The organism is Mucilaginibacter aquaedulcis, from assembly GCF_030409325.1.
Taxonomy (GTDB): domain Bacteria; phylum Bacteroidota; class Bacteroidia; order Sphingobacteriales; family Sphingobacteriaceae; genus Mucilaginibacter; species Mucilaginibacter aquaedulcis.
Genome location: NZ_JAUFPR010000004.1, coordinates 986797 through 999405 on the forward strand (window position 1 = coordinate 986797; position 12609 = coordinate 999405).

20 protein-coding genes are annotated in these 12609 nt (G+C 51.5%); 9 read left to right on the forward strand and 11 right to left on the reverse strand.

Annotation, left to right across the window (positions count from 1 at the left end; translation table 11 throughout):
• The first annotated feature begins 13 nt into the window (after nucleotides 1-13).
• Nucleotides 14-307, forward strand: a complete 294-nt coding sequence (locus tag QWZ01_RS22695) for a hypothetical protein (RefSeq protein WP_243487530.1) — start codon at nucleotides 14-16, stop codon at nucleotides 305-307.
• A complete protein-coding gene (locus tag QWZ01_RS22700) occupies nucleotides 307-1371 on the forward strand; it encodes an SDR family oxidoreductase (protein WP_290327427.1) in 1065 nt (354 codons plus the stop codon). Before QWZ01_RS22695 ends, QWZ01_RS22700 begins: the two co-directional genes overlap by 1 nt.
• An 11-nt stretch (nucleotides 1372-1382) precedes the next feature.
• On the opposite strand, the gene QWZ01_RS22705 is transcribed toward QWZ01_RS22700, so the two are convergent.
• Nucleotides 1383-2156, reverse strand: coding sequence for a DNA-formamidopyrimidine glycosylase family protein (locus QWZ01_RS22705; RefSeq protein WP_290327429.1), 774 nt, complete (start codon nucleotides 2154-2156; stop codon nucleotides 1383-1385).
• Between the two features lie 88 nt (nucleotides 2157-2244).
• On the opposite strand from QWZ01_RS22705, the gene uvrA reads away from it, so the two are divergent.
• Together uvrA and QWZ01_RS22715 are read left to right on the forward strand one after the other, a co-directional pair.
• Nucleotides 2245-4755: an excinuclease ABC subunit UvrA gene (gene uvrA, locus QWZ01_RS22710; protein ID WP_290327431.1), complete on the forward strand. Its 2511-nt coding sequence runs from the start codon at nucleotides 2245-2247 to the stop codon at nucleotides 4753-4755.
• A 29-nt stretch (nucleotides 4756-4784) separates the two neighbouring features.
• A complete protein-coding gene (locus QWZ01_RS22715) occupies nucleotides 4785-5573 on the forward strand; it encodes an HAD-IIA family hydrolase (RefSeq protein ID WP_290327432.1) in 789 nt (262 codons plus the stop codon).
• Nucleotides 5574-5582: 9 nt separating this feature from the next.
• On the opposite strand, the gene QWZ01_RS22720 is transcribed toward QWZ01_RS22715, so the two are convergent.
• The 8 genes from QWZ01_RS22720 to QWZ01_RS22755 form a co-directional block, all read right to left on the reverse strand.
• Nucleotides 5583-6356, reverse strand: a complete 774-nt coding sequence (locus QWZ01_RS22720; protein WP_290327433.1) for a DNA-formamidopyrimidine glycosylase family protein — start codon at nucleotides 6354-6356, stop codon at nucleotides 5583-5585.
• Between the two features lie 185 nt (nucleotides 6357-6541).
• On the reverse strand, nucleotides 6542-6712 hold the full coding sequence (locus QWZ01_RS22725) for a hypothetical protein (RefSeq protein WP_290327434.1): 171 nt from the start codon (nucleotides 6710-6712) through the stop codon (nucleotides 6542-6544).
• Nucleotides 6712-7482 (reverse strand): non-homologous end joining protein Ku, encoded by a 771-nt coding sequence (gene ku, locus QWZ01_RS22730; protein ID WP_243487523.1) that lies wholly within the window; start codon nucleotides 7480-7482, stop codon nucleotides 6712-6714. The genes QWZ01_RS22725 and ku overlap by 1 nt, the downstream gene beginning before the upstream one ends.
• Nucleotides 7479-7751, reverse strand: coding sequence for a hypothetical protein (locus QWZ01_RS22735; protein ID WP_290327435.1), 273 nt, complete (start codon nucleotides 7749-7751; stop codon nucleotides 7479-7481). The genes ku and QWZ01_RS22735 overlap by 4 nt, the downstream gene beginning before the upstream one ends.
• Before the next feature lie 30 nt (nucleotides 7752-7781).
• Nucleotides 7782-8462, reverse strand: a complete 681-nt coding sequence (locus QWZ01_RS22740; RefSeq protein ID WP_353959432.1) for a PAS domain-containing protein — start codon at nucleotides 8460-8462, stop codon at nucleotides 7782-7784.
• Between the two features lie 4 nt (nucleotides 8463-8466).
• A complete protein-coding gene (locus tag QWZ01_RS22745; RefSeq protein ID WP_290327438.1) occupies nucleotides 8467-8715 on the reverse strand; it encodes a DUF3253 domain-containing protein in 249 nt (82 codons plus the stop codon).
• A 13-nt stretch (nucleotides 8716-8728) separates the two neighbouring features.
• Nucleotides 8729-9115 (reverse strand): TraR/DksA family transcriptional regulator, encoded by a 387-nt coding sequence (locus QWZ01_RS22750; RefSeq protein ID WP_290327440.1) that lies wholly within the window; start codon nucleotides 9113-9115, stop codon nucleotides 8729-8731.
• Nucleotides 9116-9158: 43 nt separating this feature from the next.
• Nucleotides 9159-9704 (reverse strand): lipocalin family protein, encoded by a 546-nt coding sequence (locus QWZ01_RS22755; protein WP_290327441.1) that lies wholly within the window; start codon nucleotides 9702-9704, stop codon nucleotides 9159-9161.
• Nucleotides 9705-9771: 67 nt separating this feature from the next.
• On the opposite strand from QWZ01_RS22755, the gene QWZ01_RS22760 reads away from it, so the two are divergent.
• The gene (locus tag QWZ01_RS22760; RefSeq protein WP_290327443.1) at nucleotides 9772-9993 is read left to right on the forward strand and encodes a hypothetical protein; all 222 of its coding nucleotides are present in this window, start codon (nucleotides 9772-9774) and stop codon (nucleotides 9991-9993) included.
• A gap of 26 nt (nucleotides 9994-10019) precedes the next feature.
• Nucleotides 10020-10283 (forward strand): hypothetical protein, encoded by a 264-nt coding sequence (locus tag QWZ01_RS22765; protein WP_290327846.1) that lies wholly within the window; start codon nucleotides 10020-10022, stop codon nucleotides 10281-10283.
• On the opposite strand, the gene QWZ01_RS22770 is transcribed toward QWZ01_RS22765, so the two are convergent.
• Nucleotides 10210-10554 (reverse strand): winged helix-turn-helix transcriptional regulator, encoded by a 345-nt coding sequence (locus QWZ01_RS22770; protein WP_290327445.1) that lies wholly within the window; start codon nucleotides 10552-10554, stop codon nucleotides 10210-10212. The genes QWZ01_RS22765 and QWZ01_RS22770 overlap by 74 nt on opposite strands.
• Before the next feature lie 161 nt (nucleotides 10555-10715).
• Here QWZ01_RS22770 and QWZ01_RS22775 point away from each other — a divergent pair, with 161 nt between their 5' ends.
• The 3 genes from QWZ01_RS22775 to QWZ01_RS22785 are packed head-to-tail and all read left to right on the forward strand — an operon-like array spanning nucleotide 10716 to nucleotide 12121.
• Nucleotides 10716-11459 carry an SDR family oxidoreductase gene (locus QWZ01_RS22775; protein WP_290327447.1) on the forward strand — a complete coding sequence of 248 codons (744 nt, stop codon included), beginning with the start codon at nucleotides 10716-10718 and terminating at the stop codon, nucleotides 11457-11459.
• Nucleotides 11460-11507: 48 nt separating this feature from the next.
• A complete protein-coding gene (locus QWZ01_RS22780) occupies nucleotides 11508-11711 on the forward strand; it encodes a DUF2188 domain-containing protein (RefSeq protein ID WP_290327449.1) in 204 nt (67 codons plus the stop codon).
• Nucleotides 11708-12121 carry a DUF1810 domain-containing protein gene (locus tag QWZ01_RS22785; RefSeq protein WP_290327451.1) on the forward strand — a complete coding sequence of 138 codons (414 nt, stop codon included), beginning with the start codon at nucleotides 11708-11710 and terminating at the stop codon, nucleotides 12119-12121. Before QWZ01_RS22780 ends, QWZ01_RS22785 begins: the two co-directional genes overlap by 4 nt.
• A gap of 59 nt (nucleotides 12122-12180) precedes the next feature.
• On the opposite strand, the gene QWZ01_RS22790 is transcribed toward QWZ01_RS22785, so the two are convergent.
• Entirely contained in the window at nucleotides 12181-12537 is a 357-nt protein-coding gene (locus tag QWZ01_RS22790) for an SOS response-associated peptidase family protein (RefSeq protein WP_290327840.1), read from the reverse strand.
• Nucleotides 12538-12609 lie beyond the last annotated feature (72 nt).

The window sequence follows — 12609 nt, forward strand, 5'->3', positions numbered from 1 at the left end:
GCTTGTATAGTCTATGGCAACAATCAAAAATGTGCAGCCACTCAGCGCGGAAAAGCTGTTTGACGTATTAAAAACAGGTTTCGCGGACTATATTAATGATAAACTGGGTTCCAACCTTGCTATCGAATACGCGCATGTATTCGATGAGATCAACGTGTCTTTTCCCGAAGTGATCGAAGGACCGGCGCTGAATATTACCGTGACCGATGTAGAACTGACGGTTAATGTATTGGCAACGGAGTCCGACTATAATACGGAATTATTGGAAGAGAACCTGATCAGTTTTTTGGCGCAACAGGCTGGGTAATGGGCAATATCGCTTTAGTCGTCGGTGCCAGCGGCATTGCCGGCAGCAACCTCGCCAAACAACTCATCGCGCAAGGCTGGGAAACATACGGCCTGGCCCGGAATCCGGCACCGATCGAGGGTTTAAACCCGGTCGCGGCAGACCTCTTAAATATAGCAAGCTTGCAGTCGGCCTTAGCCGCTGTTTCGCCGACACATGTCTACATCACCACCTGGATGCGAAATGATACGGAGGCGGAGAACATTCGGGTGAACAGCCTGATGATCCGCAATCTGCTCAACGCGCTTTCTCCAAAAAGATCGGTTCAGCACGTCGCGCTGGTTACCGGCCTGAAACATTATTTAGGCCCGTTCGAGGCTTACGCACAAGAAGGCTTTCTACCGGAAACCCCACTGCGGGAAGAACATCCGCGACTGACCATCGAGAATTTTTATTATGCCCAGGAGGACGAGGTCTATGCAGCCGCCGAACGCGACGGCTTTAGCTGGAGCATCCACCGCCCGCATACAGTCATCGGCCAGGCCGTGGGTAACGCGATGAACCTCGGCACAACCCTGGCGGTCTATGCAACAATTTGCAAAGAAACCGGCCGCCCTCTTATCTTTCCCGGTTCTGCCGCCCAATGGAACGGCTTATCCGATGTGACCGACGCAAGGATACTGGCCGCGCAACTCATGTGGGCATCGACTAACGATGCCGCCAGTAACCAAGCGTTCAATATCGTCAATGGCGATGTCTTCCGCTGGAGCCGCTTATGGAACCGGTTGGCGCGGTATTTTGCGATTGAACCGCAAGGTTTTGACGGCACCATTCATCCCTTAGAGCAAACCATGGCGAACGATAGCGACATCTGGAAAAATATCGCGCAAAAGTATAATTTGGAAGAAGCCGAACTTAGCCGCCTCGCCAGTCCGTGGCATACCGACCTGGATCTCGGCAGGCCCATAGAAGTGATGACCGATATGTCCAAAAGCCGCAAATTCGGCTTTACCGTTTATCAGGATACAGAAGATAGCTTTTATGACTTGTTTGCACAATTAAAGGAAGCAAGGCTTATTCCGTAAAGCTTAGCGCTTCAGACAAATAGTTCCTGCACCTTGGTATAGTAAGTCGTCCGTCCGCCGATCTTATCTTTTAAAATCTCTTCTCCCCTCGCCGTCTTTTTTATCGCCGGGTTATGGATAGCCATAAAATCGCGCAGTTCGCCGGTAAGTTCATCACCATTCGCTTCAGCAATATCCGCAATCGCCTTTTCTAATACCACCCGGATACTTTTAAAAAGCCGGAGCGCGGCTTTGTCCGGAATGGCATTGGCAATACTAAACGGCGAAATATGCGCATGGTAAAGAATTTCGTCGGCATAAGAATTGCCGATCCCGCGCATCACTTTTGGGTCCATCAGCAGGGTTTTAATGACCGAGCGTTTTTTTGCTAATAAATTGATAAAAGTGTCCTTTTCCAATTGCAGGGCATCCGGTGTTTCCGCCGGTTTGGGCTGCAAAGTCGGTGTGGCTGCTTTTTGCAGGTCAACGACCGCAAAGCCTCCGCCACCCTTGAAATGAAAGGCTATGATCTGAAAGCGAGGTACTTCGTCACTGTCCAAACTGATCACTTCGCCCCGGAGCATCAGGTGCAGACCTAAGACCTGGCCGCCCGCAAAATGAAACTGCAGGGTCTTGCCCTCACGGGAAACACCGGAAAGCTCGCGACCTTCCAGCGCTGACTTCAGTTCCGCTACGGTAACATTGAGTTTTTTAGTCACGGTCAACTCTACATGTGCCAGCACTTTACCTTTAAATCTCCTGGTCAGGATCTGCGCGAATACGGTCAGGTCGGGTAGTTCAGCCATGATGGTCTTTTTAAGGTCAACAGCTAAGCAGCTAAACTGTTGCCGGAAAACATAAAAACAATGGCGCCGGGCACCTGTTAGCAAAGGCATGGAATTTAAAGGGTTGGTAAAAGTTAAAGGTGCTCGGGAACATAACCTCAAAAACGTCAGCCTGGAAATTCCGCGGGATGCGCTCGTCGTGTTTACCGGTATCTCCGGCTCGGGCAAATCCTCCCTGGCATTCGGCACCTTATACGCCGAAGCGCAGCGCCGCTACCTCGAATCAGTGTCTCCCTATGCCCGCCGCCTGTTCAACCAGATGGCTATCCCCGAAGTGGATGAGATTGAGGGATTGCCGCCTGCCGTGGCTTTGCAGCAGCAGCGCGGTTCGGCCAGCACCCGTTCCTCGGTCGGTAGTGTCACCACCTTATCGAACCTGCTCCGCATGTTATACTCCCGCGCGGGCGATTACCCCGCAGGTCAGGAAATTATTTACGCAGAATCCTTTTCACCCAATACACCTGAAGGTGCCTGTCCGGAGTGCCACGGGCTAGGAAGGGTTTATGAGATCACGGAACAAACCATGGTGCCGGATGACAATTTGACCATCCGGGAAAAGGCTATTGCCGCCTGGCCCTCGGCCTGGCAGGGGCAGAACCAGCGCGACATTCTGACGACCCTGGGATACGACATCGATATTCCCTGGAAGGATATTCCCCAAAAAGACCGCAACTGGATCCTGTTCACCGAAGAGCAGCCGGTCGTACCGGTCTATTCAGGGTACAATCATGAAGAAATCCAGCGGTTCATCAAAAACAAGCGTCAGCCGGATTATATGGGCACCTTTACCGATGCCCGCCGCTATGTTCGCCATACGTTTGCTAATTCGCAAAGCGCGCTGATGAAAAAAAGGGTAAGCCATTACATGCTGAGCAGCGAATGCCCTTTGTGCCAGGGCAAAAGGCTGAAGCAGGAATCACTGAGCATTAAATTTGCCGGTTATGATATTGCCGAGCTGCCCGGCCTGGCGCTGAACAAGCTGGCTACGATCTTCCAGCGCTATGCCAAGGGGGATGCACCGGCACTGAAAAAGCTGGAAGCAAAAAATCCGGAAAAAGTGATCGTCGCCAAACGTATCGCCGAGGATTTCCTGGCGCGGCTGCAGGTCATGCTGGACCTCGGTCTGGGTTACCTGACCATAGAGCGTAGCACGCCGACCTTATCGCCGGGTGAGCTGCAGCGGTTAAGACTGGCCACCCAAGTGCGCTCTAATCTATTCGGTGTGGTTTATGTGTTGGATGAACCTTCAGCGGGTCTGCACCCGGCCGATACGGAGGCTTTGCTCCGGGCGCTGGATAAGTTAAAGGCGTCCGGCAATTCACTGTTCGTCGTCGAACACGAGATCGATGTCATCCGCCATGCCGACTGGATTGTCGATGTCGGCCCCGCACCCGGTGAAAAAGGCGGCCACATCCTGTATAGCGGTTTGCCCGAAGGTTTAAAAAAGGTGGAAGCTTCGCTGACCCGGCATTATATCTACGGAGAGGCAGCCAAACCAGCTAACGATCCACGGGAACCCAAAGGCTGGTTAAAGCTGGAAGGCGTCACCCGCAATAACCTCAACCAGTTAAATGCAGAATTTCCCCTTGGTGTGCTGACCAGCGTGACCGGCGTATCTGGTTCCGGTAAAAGCAGCCTGGTCAGCCAGGTGCTGGTGGAACTGGTCGCCGAACATTTAGGCGTGCAGGTGGATATCACCGATGAAACCGATGCGGATCCGCTAGAACAAACCGAAGTCCAAACGCTTGGGGGACGCATTACCGCGGGTGTGGATCAACTAAAACGGCTGGTCGTAGTCGACCAAAAGCCCATCGGCCGCACACCGCGTTCCAACTTGGCCACCTACACCGGACTGTTCGACCATGTGCGCAAACTCTTCGCGGCAACACCCATGGCCAAAACTAAAAAGTATGATGCCGGCCGCTTTTCTTTTAACGTGGCCAAAGGCCGCTGCCCGCATTGCGAAGGAGAAGGTTTTGTGATGGTCGAACTGCTGTTTCTGCCCAGTGTTTACACGCCCTGCCCGACCTGCGTCGGTACCCGTTATAATCCCCAAACCCTGGCCGTGGCTTATAAGGAAAAAAATATCGCTGAAGTGTTAGGCCTGACCGTAGACGAGGCGGCCAATTTCTTTGATGAAGAACCTGCCATCAGCCGCGCGCTGGAGGTCGTCCGCGAAGTAGGACTCGGCTATCTGCGCTTAGGTCAGCCGGCGACCGAACTTTCCGGCGGCGAGGCGCAGCGCATCAAGTTGGCCACTGAACTGCAGCGCGCACAGCACGGGCAAACTCTTTATATCCTGGACGAACCCACCACTGGCCTGCATCCCTCGGATGTCGAACGGCTGATGCTGCAACTGAACCGCCTGGTAGATGCCGGCAACACCGTGATCCTGGTGGAGCATGATATGAGCGTTATCGCAGCCAGCGACTGGGTGATCGATATCGGGCCGGGCGCGGGTGAAGACGGGGGCATAATCGTCGCCTCCGGGACACCTCCGGCCATTGCCCGGCACAGCTCCAGCCGGACCGCGCCCTACCTGGCCAAACACCTGAACTAACAATCCGGGGCTGACATTGTAGTAACAACATGGGAATTCAAACAAAGCATGGCTTAATGATCGATATGGATGGCGTGATCTACGCCGGTGAAGAACTCATCAAGGGCGCGGATGTTTTTATAAAACGGCTGCTGAAAGATAAGATACCATTCACCTTCTTGTCCAACAATAGTTCCAAGAGTCGCGCCGATGCCGTTGAAAAACTCGCGACTTTGGGCATAAAGGTCACTGAAAAACATATCTATACCAGCGCCATGGCAACGGCTACTTTTCTGACCGAACATTACCCGGACTGCAGCGTCCATGTGCTGGGCGAAGGGGGCTTATTGAAGAGTATCAAAAACGCCGGCATCCGTATGGTCGACAAAAAACCGGACCTGGTCGTCCTGGGTGAGGGCCTGGAATTCAGTCTCGATAAGGTTCACCAGGCGGTCGATATGATCCTGGCCGGGGCGCGGTTCATCGCTACGAACCGCGACCCTTCACCACGGCGCGAAGGCTGGAACAACCTGGGGATTGCCGCTACGGCCGCGATGATCGAAGAAGCTACGGGACGCGAACCATTCGTGATCGGTAAGCCCAGCCCGGTGATGATGCGCTCGGCCGCAGCTTATATGGACCTGCGGCCGGAACAGGTCACCGTTATCGGCGACACCATGGAAACGGATATCATTGGGGGGATCTATATGGGGTTCAAAACGATACTCGTCCTTTCCGGGATTGCGGACGAGGAAGAACTGATCAAGTATGGCTACCGGCCCAACCTCGTCGTTGGCTCCGTGAACAAGATCGAATTCCCGTTAAAGTGGTGGGCATAAGGATCGCACCTATTCGAACAACTCCTGACCTTCCGTATAATACGTTTTCCGGCTGGCGATCTCGGCAACAATGATAGGCTCGCCCTTGGGTGTGACCTTATGCTTAGGCAGATGCACCTTGAGAAAATCCCGTTCCTTTTCGGTAATGGTATCGGGGAAGTTCTTGCGGATATGGGCTTCCGCTTCTACCAGTACTTCTTCAATTGCTTTGGTCAGGACGCCGATCTTCTTTTCCGGTATTTTAGCAGCAATGGAGAATGGCGATAAATTCGCTGCATAAAGGATCTCGTCCACATAAGCGTTACCAATGCCCTGCACGACCTTTCCCTCCTGCAGTACGGTTTTGATGGGTTTGTTCTTCCCTTTTAACGCCTTTACGAGGTAGCCGACAGGCAAATGCAGCGCGTCAGGTACTTTGGAAACTTCCGGGTCAAGGGATAAGATCACCGCCTTTTGCCAGTCGGTAATGGCCAAACCGATACCGTCCGAAAACTGCAGCTCCGCTATCGTGAACTTGTTGTCGTTCTTGCCCTCGTACCAATGCATCGACCCGTAGAGCATCAATTGCAGGCTTAACACATGCTTATTCGCAAACTCGAAATACAATTGCTTACCGACCCGGTTGATCGCTACCAGCTTGTGTGCTTCCAGCGCTGTTTTGAAGTCCGCTTCCGGCAGTTTCAGCCTCCGGTCAATGAGGATACGGATATCTTTTAGCTTTTTCCCGACCAGCCGCTCAGCGAGGTTGGTACAAAATATATTCAGATCGGGTATTTCAGGCATAAGTGCTTTTATGATTGATTAAATATTCGGCTCCTGGTAGCTATCGATAAAAACCGCTAACCAGGCTTGCTCGGCATGGCTAAGGACATCGCCTTCAAAATGCTGCAATTCACCCTGCTTAAAGACAAATTTCCCGAGGTAGTCCGGGTTTTGTTCGTCCGGCAGTGCAGCATGTTCCTCGCTTTCTACCGGCTCGGTAAATAAATGCGTTTCGTCGCCAAAAGCGTCTTTATTACCTTGAACACACCGGTTGACCGCAGGCCCTGATCGCCATTCTTTTCCAGGACCGGCTCAATGATCACATAACGGTCGCTACCATCCGGCTGCGGGATCGTCGTTTGTACAGGATTGATCATCAGGCGCCTTTTTTTACTTTTAAACTGCTCATCAGCTGATCGTACAGATCATCACCCTTGGCCGCTTTCGGTTTTAATTTCTTGATGGTCGGGCGTTTGCCTTTAGCTTTCTGCTCAATAATATTCATCAGTTCCGTATGGTACTCATCCTTATATTTGGACAGGTCCAGCGGTTCGGCGTACTGTTCGATCAGCGCCAGGCCCATTTTTAGTTCCTTATCGCTGACTTTGATATCCTCATCCAGGTTAAGGTCTTCCTGGCTGCGGATCTGCTGGGCGAAACGGATACGGGTGACCACGATATCATTTTCTACCGGGTGCACGATACACAAACTCTCCGTGCTGCGCAGTACGAAGCGCGCCAGGCCTGCTTTACCGGATTTCTTCAAAGCGGCAAGCAGCAATGCATAGGCCTTATTTTTCTTGGTCGCCGGTTCGGTATAATACGAAGTTTCATAATACATCGGGTTGACCGACGCTACATCTACGAAGCTTTCGATCTCGATCACTTTACTCTTCTCCGGCGCCGCGGCCTCGAAGTCTGCATCCTCGATGATCACATAGTCCTCATCATATTTATAACCCTTAACGATCTTATCATAAGGAACTTCTTTCTTCGTGTTCTCGTTCACCCGCTGGAACTTGATATGCGCGTGGTCGCGGCTGTCCAGCATGTCCAGGTCAAGCCGGGTTTCCTGCACGGCCGAAAATAGTTTAATGGGGATGCTCACCAGGCCAAAGCCGATCGAACCGGTCCAGATACTTCTCATAGCTTTAATTTTCTAATGTTATCATTGATGCCATGCGGGTGGTGCCCTTCAATTTGGTCGGCCAGTAAGTGCAGTACTTCTTCATTAATCTCACCGGGGTTCTGGCAGACATGCAGAAAGTCCTGCGCATCCGGCTCAAAGCTGGCGACATACACGCCATTCTCAAATACTTTATACTTGCACTGCTCCTCATTATGGTGGGGATATTCGCCCACCTCGAAATGATGCATTGCTTTATCGACACTGATCGTGATCGGGTAATTTGCCATACTTACATAACTGTTTAACAACCGCATTGTTTAAGCGGTGCCTTTTGCGGATGTTTCCTGAATGATCTGGTCGAACTCATCGGCGCTCAGGGCCAGCATATTCATCAGTTCCTCACGCTCGGCCTCACTTTCTGCGCTGCGTAATAATTTGGTAAGGCCCATGATATTGGCGAGTGGCTTCCGTACCCCATGAGACTGGATAAAGCTGATCTCGTCCAGGTGCGTTTCGGCCAGGTTCAGTTTCGTTTTGATGTCTACAAACTCGGTAATATTATAACCTATGCAGAAAATATCCTGGGGCAAACCCTGCTTATCCAGCATCGCCTGCATTTGCCATTGGGTGGTCACGAACCCGCCCTGGCCATCATGTTTACGTAAAGTGACGGGAAAGAGGCGGCCGGGGTCCTGGAAACATTGCGGGCCGGCGGCTTCACAGAGGCGTACATCTTCCGGATGGAGCGTAACCGAAAAATGCTGTCCGCGCAACGTACCCTTGCCGAAACTAAAGTTCCGGTCATAGTTCGGGCTCACATAGGTATAAACGCTGTCCATACCGATCGCGATCGTATAAAAGAACGCCGAGGCATTTAAGAATTGGTTGATCTGTTCATAACGATGCATGCTGTCATAAGCGGGCCGGCGCCGGATTTGTTTTAAATTATTAATCACAACAATCCTTATAAAACTGCTGAATGCGATCCGGGAAAACATAGACTTATAGTTTAAGTCCGATACGAATTGGTCCTTTCACCGGTTCGCCGGTAACGGGCATCCCTTTTTGGGTAATCACCACCTGTCCTTTCTCCTGTAATTGAAAAGCTACGCCGCGCACTTCGTCCATGTGGCTACGCCATTCCGACGGAAAAAGCGCCCGGGCAATCTCGGAAGGGCAGGTCGTTTTCAAAGCACCGCGTTCTGCGGCGCTTTGCAGGATCGCTTTGGCGATATCAGGCTTAACGGACATGAGGTCAAAATAATCAGGACGCCTGTTTTAGTTTGGCGGCCATGCTCATGGTCGTATGCGGCACGGCGCGCAGGCGTTCTGCCGGAATCAGTGTTCCTGTCACCTTGCAAATACCATAAGTTTTATTTTGGATGCGGACCAGCGCGGCTTCCAGTTGTTCGATGAACTTTTTCTGACGGGCTGCCAATTGGTTGGTTTGTTCCTTTTCATAGGTCGCCGAACCGTCCTCCAGCGTTTTACCCGCAATGGCCGCATCATCGCCATTGCTGTTCGATGAGCTCAAGGCACCGGTCAATTCGCCCAGTTCTTCCCGGGCAATTTTTATTTTATTTTCTATGAGCTGCTGAAATTCCTGCAGCTCGGTGTCGTTATAGCGGGTTTTGTTGTATTCGTTTTGCATGTGCTTTCAACAACAGAACAGCCGGATGGTTTGCTGAAAACCTTTAATGTTCATGCTTTGTCCACACCAGTTTGGAGAAATCGTAACCTAAGCCCTGCGCCTGCTTAAGGTAAGCGCTCTGAATGGCCGGCGTGATACTTTTTTCTCGGGACAACAACCATAAATAGTTCAGTTTATTGCCGGCCACCAGGGCGTAACGGTAATCCGGATCTACTGCGATCACATTATAACCGGCATAGAACGGTCCAAAGAAGGATACCTTCAGGCGGCCTGTTCCGGCATCTTCGGCCGGCTTCGCTTTACCGATGCTTTCTTTCCATTTTTGCTGGACATAGTTATAGCCTTTATTATCCACCCGGATCGTACCGTCTGCGTTCAGCGAATAGGTCGCGCTCACGTCGGACAGGTTCTTTTCGAATTTAAAATCCATACGCGCTATCTCGTACCAGGTACCCAGGTAGCGGTGCTGATCGAAGGGCCTTACGGCTTTAGCGCCTTTTGGAATAGTGACACAGGAATTTAATAATACGGCAACGGTCGCAGCAGCGAGGCCGGTAGCGAGGCCGATCTCCCAGGTTTTTATTTTCATACAGGATTAACGCCTGAAACGCCGGTATGTTTAGTTACCCATACCGAACTATTTAGCCTCGGCTTTGTTGACAACCTATCAAAGCATATTAAAACACCAGATAATGAATAATTTTTTTCGTGGAATCATTGCCGCCTGGGGCGCCAAAAAACTGGGCAGCGGCTGTCTGTCCACTGTAGTGATCTTTGTGGTGATCTATATGCTGCTGGGTAAATGCAATAACGATCCCCGCGCCGAAACTATCAAACCCAAGCCGGTGGCTGTATGCGGCAAGATGCCCGGGAAGTGATACGGCACAGTCTTTGTAAAGCTTTGATGAACAGGCTAAAACATGACTGCATGATGACCTCGGATGAATTCAGAACCCTTAGCTATACCGAAAAAACAGAAGCTGTTTTAACCGGGACATTCCTGGCGACGCGGTCGAATGAGCACTGTTATATCAAACTGTATAATGTTGAAAATTTCTACGTGGAGGTATTCTTCGATAACCGCAGCCAGCTGATCATCCATTTCCGCGCATTTGAGCATACGCTTTTTGTGCTGCCTTACCTGGAAGATCTAAAGATCGCGGTTTAAGCGGAGTGTTCCCCCCTGATCTTTTCCCGGTGCTGCTTACCCATTTGATCATTTCCAGGATAATTTCACCAAAACTCTGGCAATAATCGGTCACGGTATACTCGACCGACACCGGCGTATCTGCAGTCACGGTGCGCTTCAGCAATTGATTCGCTTCCATTTCTTTGAGCTCGCGTGAAAGCATGCGGGTCGTAATGCCGGGGATACTCCTTTCAATATCGCGGAACCGCTTATTCCCGTTACATAATGAATTGATGATGGGAGCTTCCACTTCCCGCCAATAACATAGATCGTGTCCTGCAGAGCCTGAACCTCTTCCCGTTGGTTGCGCGGGTCCGATAAGATCGCCGCCGCCTTTTCCTGTTTCGTCATATTGGTATACTCGGTGATACTGGTAACAAATTTATACCAATTCCACGATAGATTTGCGGCATGGAAACACTAAAAAACAAAATAGCTCTGGTTACCGGGGGTAACAGCGGCATCGGCTATGCGACTGCCATGGAATTAAAAGCACAGGGTGCTACCGTCATCATCACAGGACGCCGCCAGGAAGCGGTAGACAAGGCAGCTGTGGAATTAGGCGTCACTGGCCTGATAGCTGATCAGTCCAGCGTCGCACAAATAGCAGCACTCGCACACCAGGTCAGCGCGAAATTCGAGAAGATCGATATCCTGTTCATCAATGCCGGCATCGTCGGCACAGCCGCCATCGCCGAAACCACAGAGGAACTTTTTGACGGCGTTTTCGATATTAATTTTAAGGGCGCATATTTTACCCTCAGCAAATTCATTCCCCTGCTCAACGATGGCGCTTCGGTCGTATTACTATCCTCCAACACCGCCAGTATGAACGGGGTCAATTCTTCGGTTTACTCTTCCGGGAAAGCGGCGCTGAACGCCGTGATGAGGATCGCGGCACTGGAACTGGCACCACGCCGTATCCGGGTCAATGCCGTCAGCCCGGGGCCGACGAAAACCGAGATCCTGAACAAACTGGGCCTGGACGAGACCGCCCGCAAAGGGCTGGATGACTGGATGATCGAAAGGATCCCGCTGAAAAAGATCGGTACCGCAGATGACGTCGGCCGGATGGTGGCCTATTTTTGCGGCGATGCGGCCAGCTTCATTACCGGAGCCGAAGTAGTCATGGATGGTGGGATGTCGCTGGCTTAACTAAACAAAGTCTGGGGCAATGCGTTCTTCCTTAAAAAGGAGGAAACCATGCCCTGGCCAAAAGGAGAATACCCGCCATCGTATAAGAACCAACCCAAATACCTGCGCGACAAAGCGGTCGAGATCGCTAACGAGGTATTAAAGACGACGCATAATGAAGGCGAAGCGATCGCCACCGGCCTCAAGCAGGCCCGTATCCATTTTGAACACCACCCGGAAGAAGTGCCGGCCGGACGAAAGAAAAAACCATGAGCGAGTTGAAACGTTTTTTGGAAGCCCAGCAGCGGGATTATGCAACAGCCCTGAGCGAGATCAAAGCCGGCCGCAAACGCAGCCACTGGATGTGGTACATCTTTCCGCAGATCGATGGGTTGGGTTATAGCGATATGGCGAAACGCTACGCGATCAAAGATTTGGCTGAAGCAACGGATTACTTAGCGCATCCAGTACTTGGAAAACGTTTAAAGGAAATTGCTGCGGCGCTACTGCAACTACCTGGCAACAATGCTACTCAGGTCATGGGCAGTCCCGACGACCTGAAGCTCCGTTCATCGATGACACTGTTCACACTTGTGGAGGGTAATGATTCGGTATTCGACAAGGTGCTCAAAAAACTCTTTGACGGCCATAAAGATCCGGCTACGCTGCAATTGGTACGGTAAGCTTAATATTCCTTCTCCACCGTGATCTTGAGTGTTTCCGGCAAACAAGGATGGCTCTGTCAATAAGCCGTGCGCTGCTGCCCGGTCAGGTTGCCATTCAGCCAGGTCTTCACATCGCCGCGCTCCAGGATCGCCGGCATCCGGTCATGGATCTCGGCCATCGCCCGGTTCGGCGGCATGGTGATCATCAAACAGGTTGGCAATAACACGTTCGTATCTATATCCATCCAGATATCCCAAAGCCCGGTAATATAGAACGGCTTCCCATCGGCGCGCTCGATGCGGTAAGATTTCTTTTGCTCCTTGTTGTATTCAAAAAAAGCCTGGATACGGATGACGCAATGCTTCCTGCTCAACTGCTGACGCCAAACGGTATGCAAATTTTCAATTTTCGCATGTTTGTGTCTTGCATGGATCTTCTCATCATCGGCTGTTTAACAGTCCCTAACGGTACTGCTGCACCTTATCCGGCAGCGCATCCGTCACCA

Coding starts and splice junctions, on each gene's coding strand:
- QWZ01_RS22715 (WP_290327432.1), top strand. CDS start 4,785: ATGGGAATTCAAACAAAGCATGGCTTAATGATCGATATGGATGGCGTG.
- QWZ01_RS22745 (WP_290327438.1), bottom strand. CDS start 8,715: ATGTCCGTTAAGCCTGATATCGCCAAAGCGATCCTGCAAAGCGCCGCA.
- QWZ01_RS22780 (WP_290327449.1), top strand. CDS start 11,508: ATGCCCTGGCCAAAAGGAGAATACCCGCCATCGTATAAGAACCAACCC.
- ku (WP_243487523.1), bottom strand. CDS start 7,482: ATGAGAAGTATCTGGACCGGTTCGATCGGCTTTGGCCTGGTGAGCATC.
- QWZ01_RS22750 (WP_290327440.1), bottom strand. CDS start 9,115: ATGCAAAACGAATACAACAAAACCCGCTATAACGACACCGAGCTGCAG.
- QWZ01_RS22775 (WP_290327447.1), top strand. CDS start 10,716: ATGGAAACACTAAAAAACAAAATAGCTCTGGTTACCGGGGGTAACAGC.
- QWZ01_RS22755 (WP_290327441.1), bottom strand. CDS start 9,704: ATGAAAATAAAAACCTGGGAGATCGGCCTCGCTACCGGCCTCGCTGCT.
- uvrA (WP_290327431.1), top strand. CDS start 2,245: ATGGAATTTAAAGGGTTGGTAAAAGTTAAAGGTGCTCGGGAACATAAC.
- QWZ01_RS22720 (WP_290327433.1), bottom strand. CDS start 6,356: ATGCCTGAAATACCCGATCTGAATATATTTTGTACCAACCTCGCTGAG.
- QWZ01_RS22700 (WP_290327427.1), top strand. CDS start 307: ATGGGCAATATCGCTTTAGTCGTCGGTGCCAGCGGCATTGCCGGCAGC.
- QWZ01_RS22765 (WP_290327846.1), top strand. CDS start 10,020: ATGAACAGGCTAAAACATGACTGCATGATGACCTCGGATGAATTCAGA.
- QWZ01_RS22735 (WP_290327435.1), bottom strand. CDS start 7,751: ATGGCAAATTACCCGATCACGATCAGTGTCGATAAAGCAATGCATCAT.
- QWZ01_RS22705 (WP_290327429.1), bottom strand. CDS start 2,156: ATGGCTGAACTACCCGACCTGACCGTATTCGCGCAGATCCTGACCAGG.
- QWZ01_RS22740 (WP_353959432.1), bottom strand. CDS start 8,462: ATGTTTTCCCGGATCGCATTCAGCAGTTTTATAAGGATTGTTGTGATT.
- QWZ01_RS22695 (WP_243487530.1), top strand. CDS start 14: ATGGCAACAATCAAAAATGTGCAGCCACTCAGCGCGGAAAAGCTGTTT.
- QWZ01_RS22725 (WP_290327434.1), bottom strand. CDS start 6,712: ATGATCAATCCTGTACAAACGACGATCCCGCAGCCGGATGGTAGCGAC.
- QWZ01_RS22785 (WP_290327451.1), top strand. CDS start 11,708: ATGAGCGAGTTGAAACGTTTTTTGGAAGCCCAGCAGCGGGATTATGCA.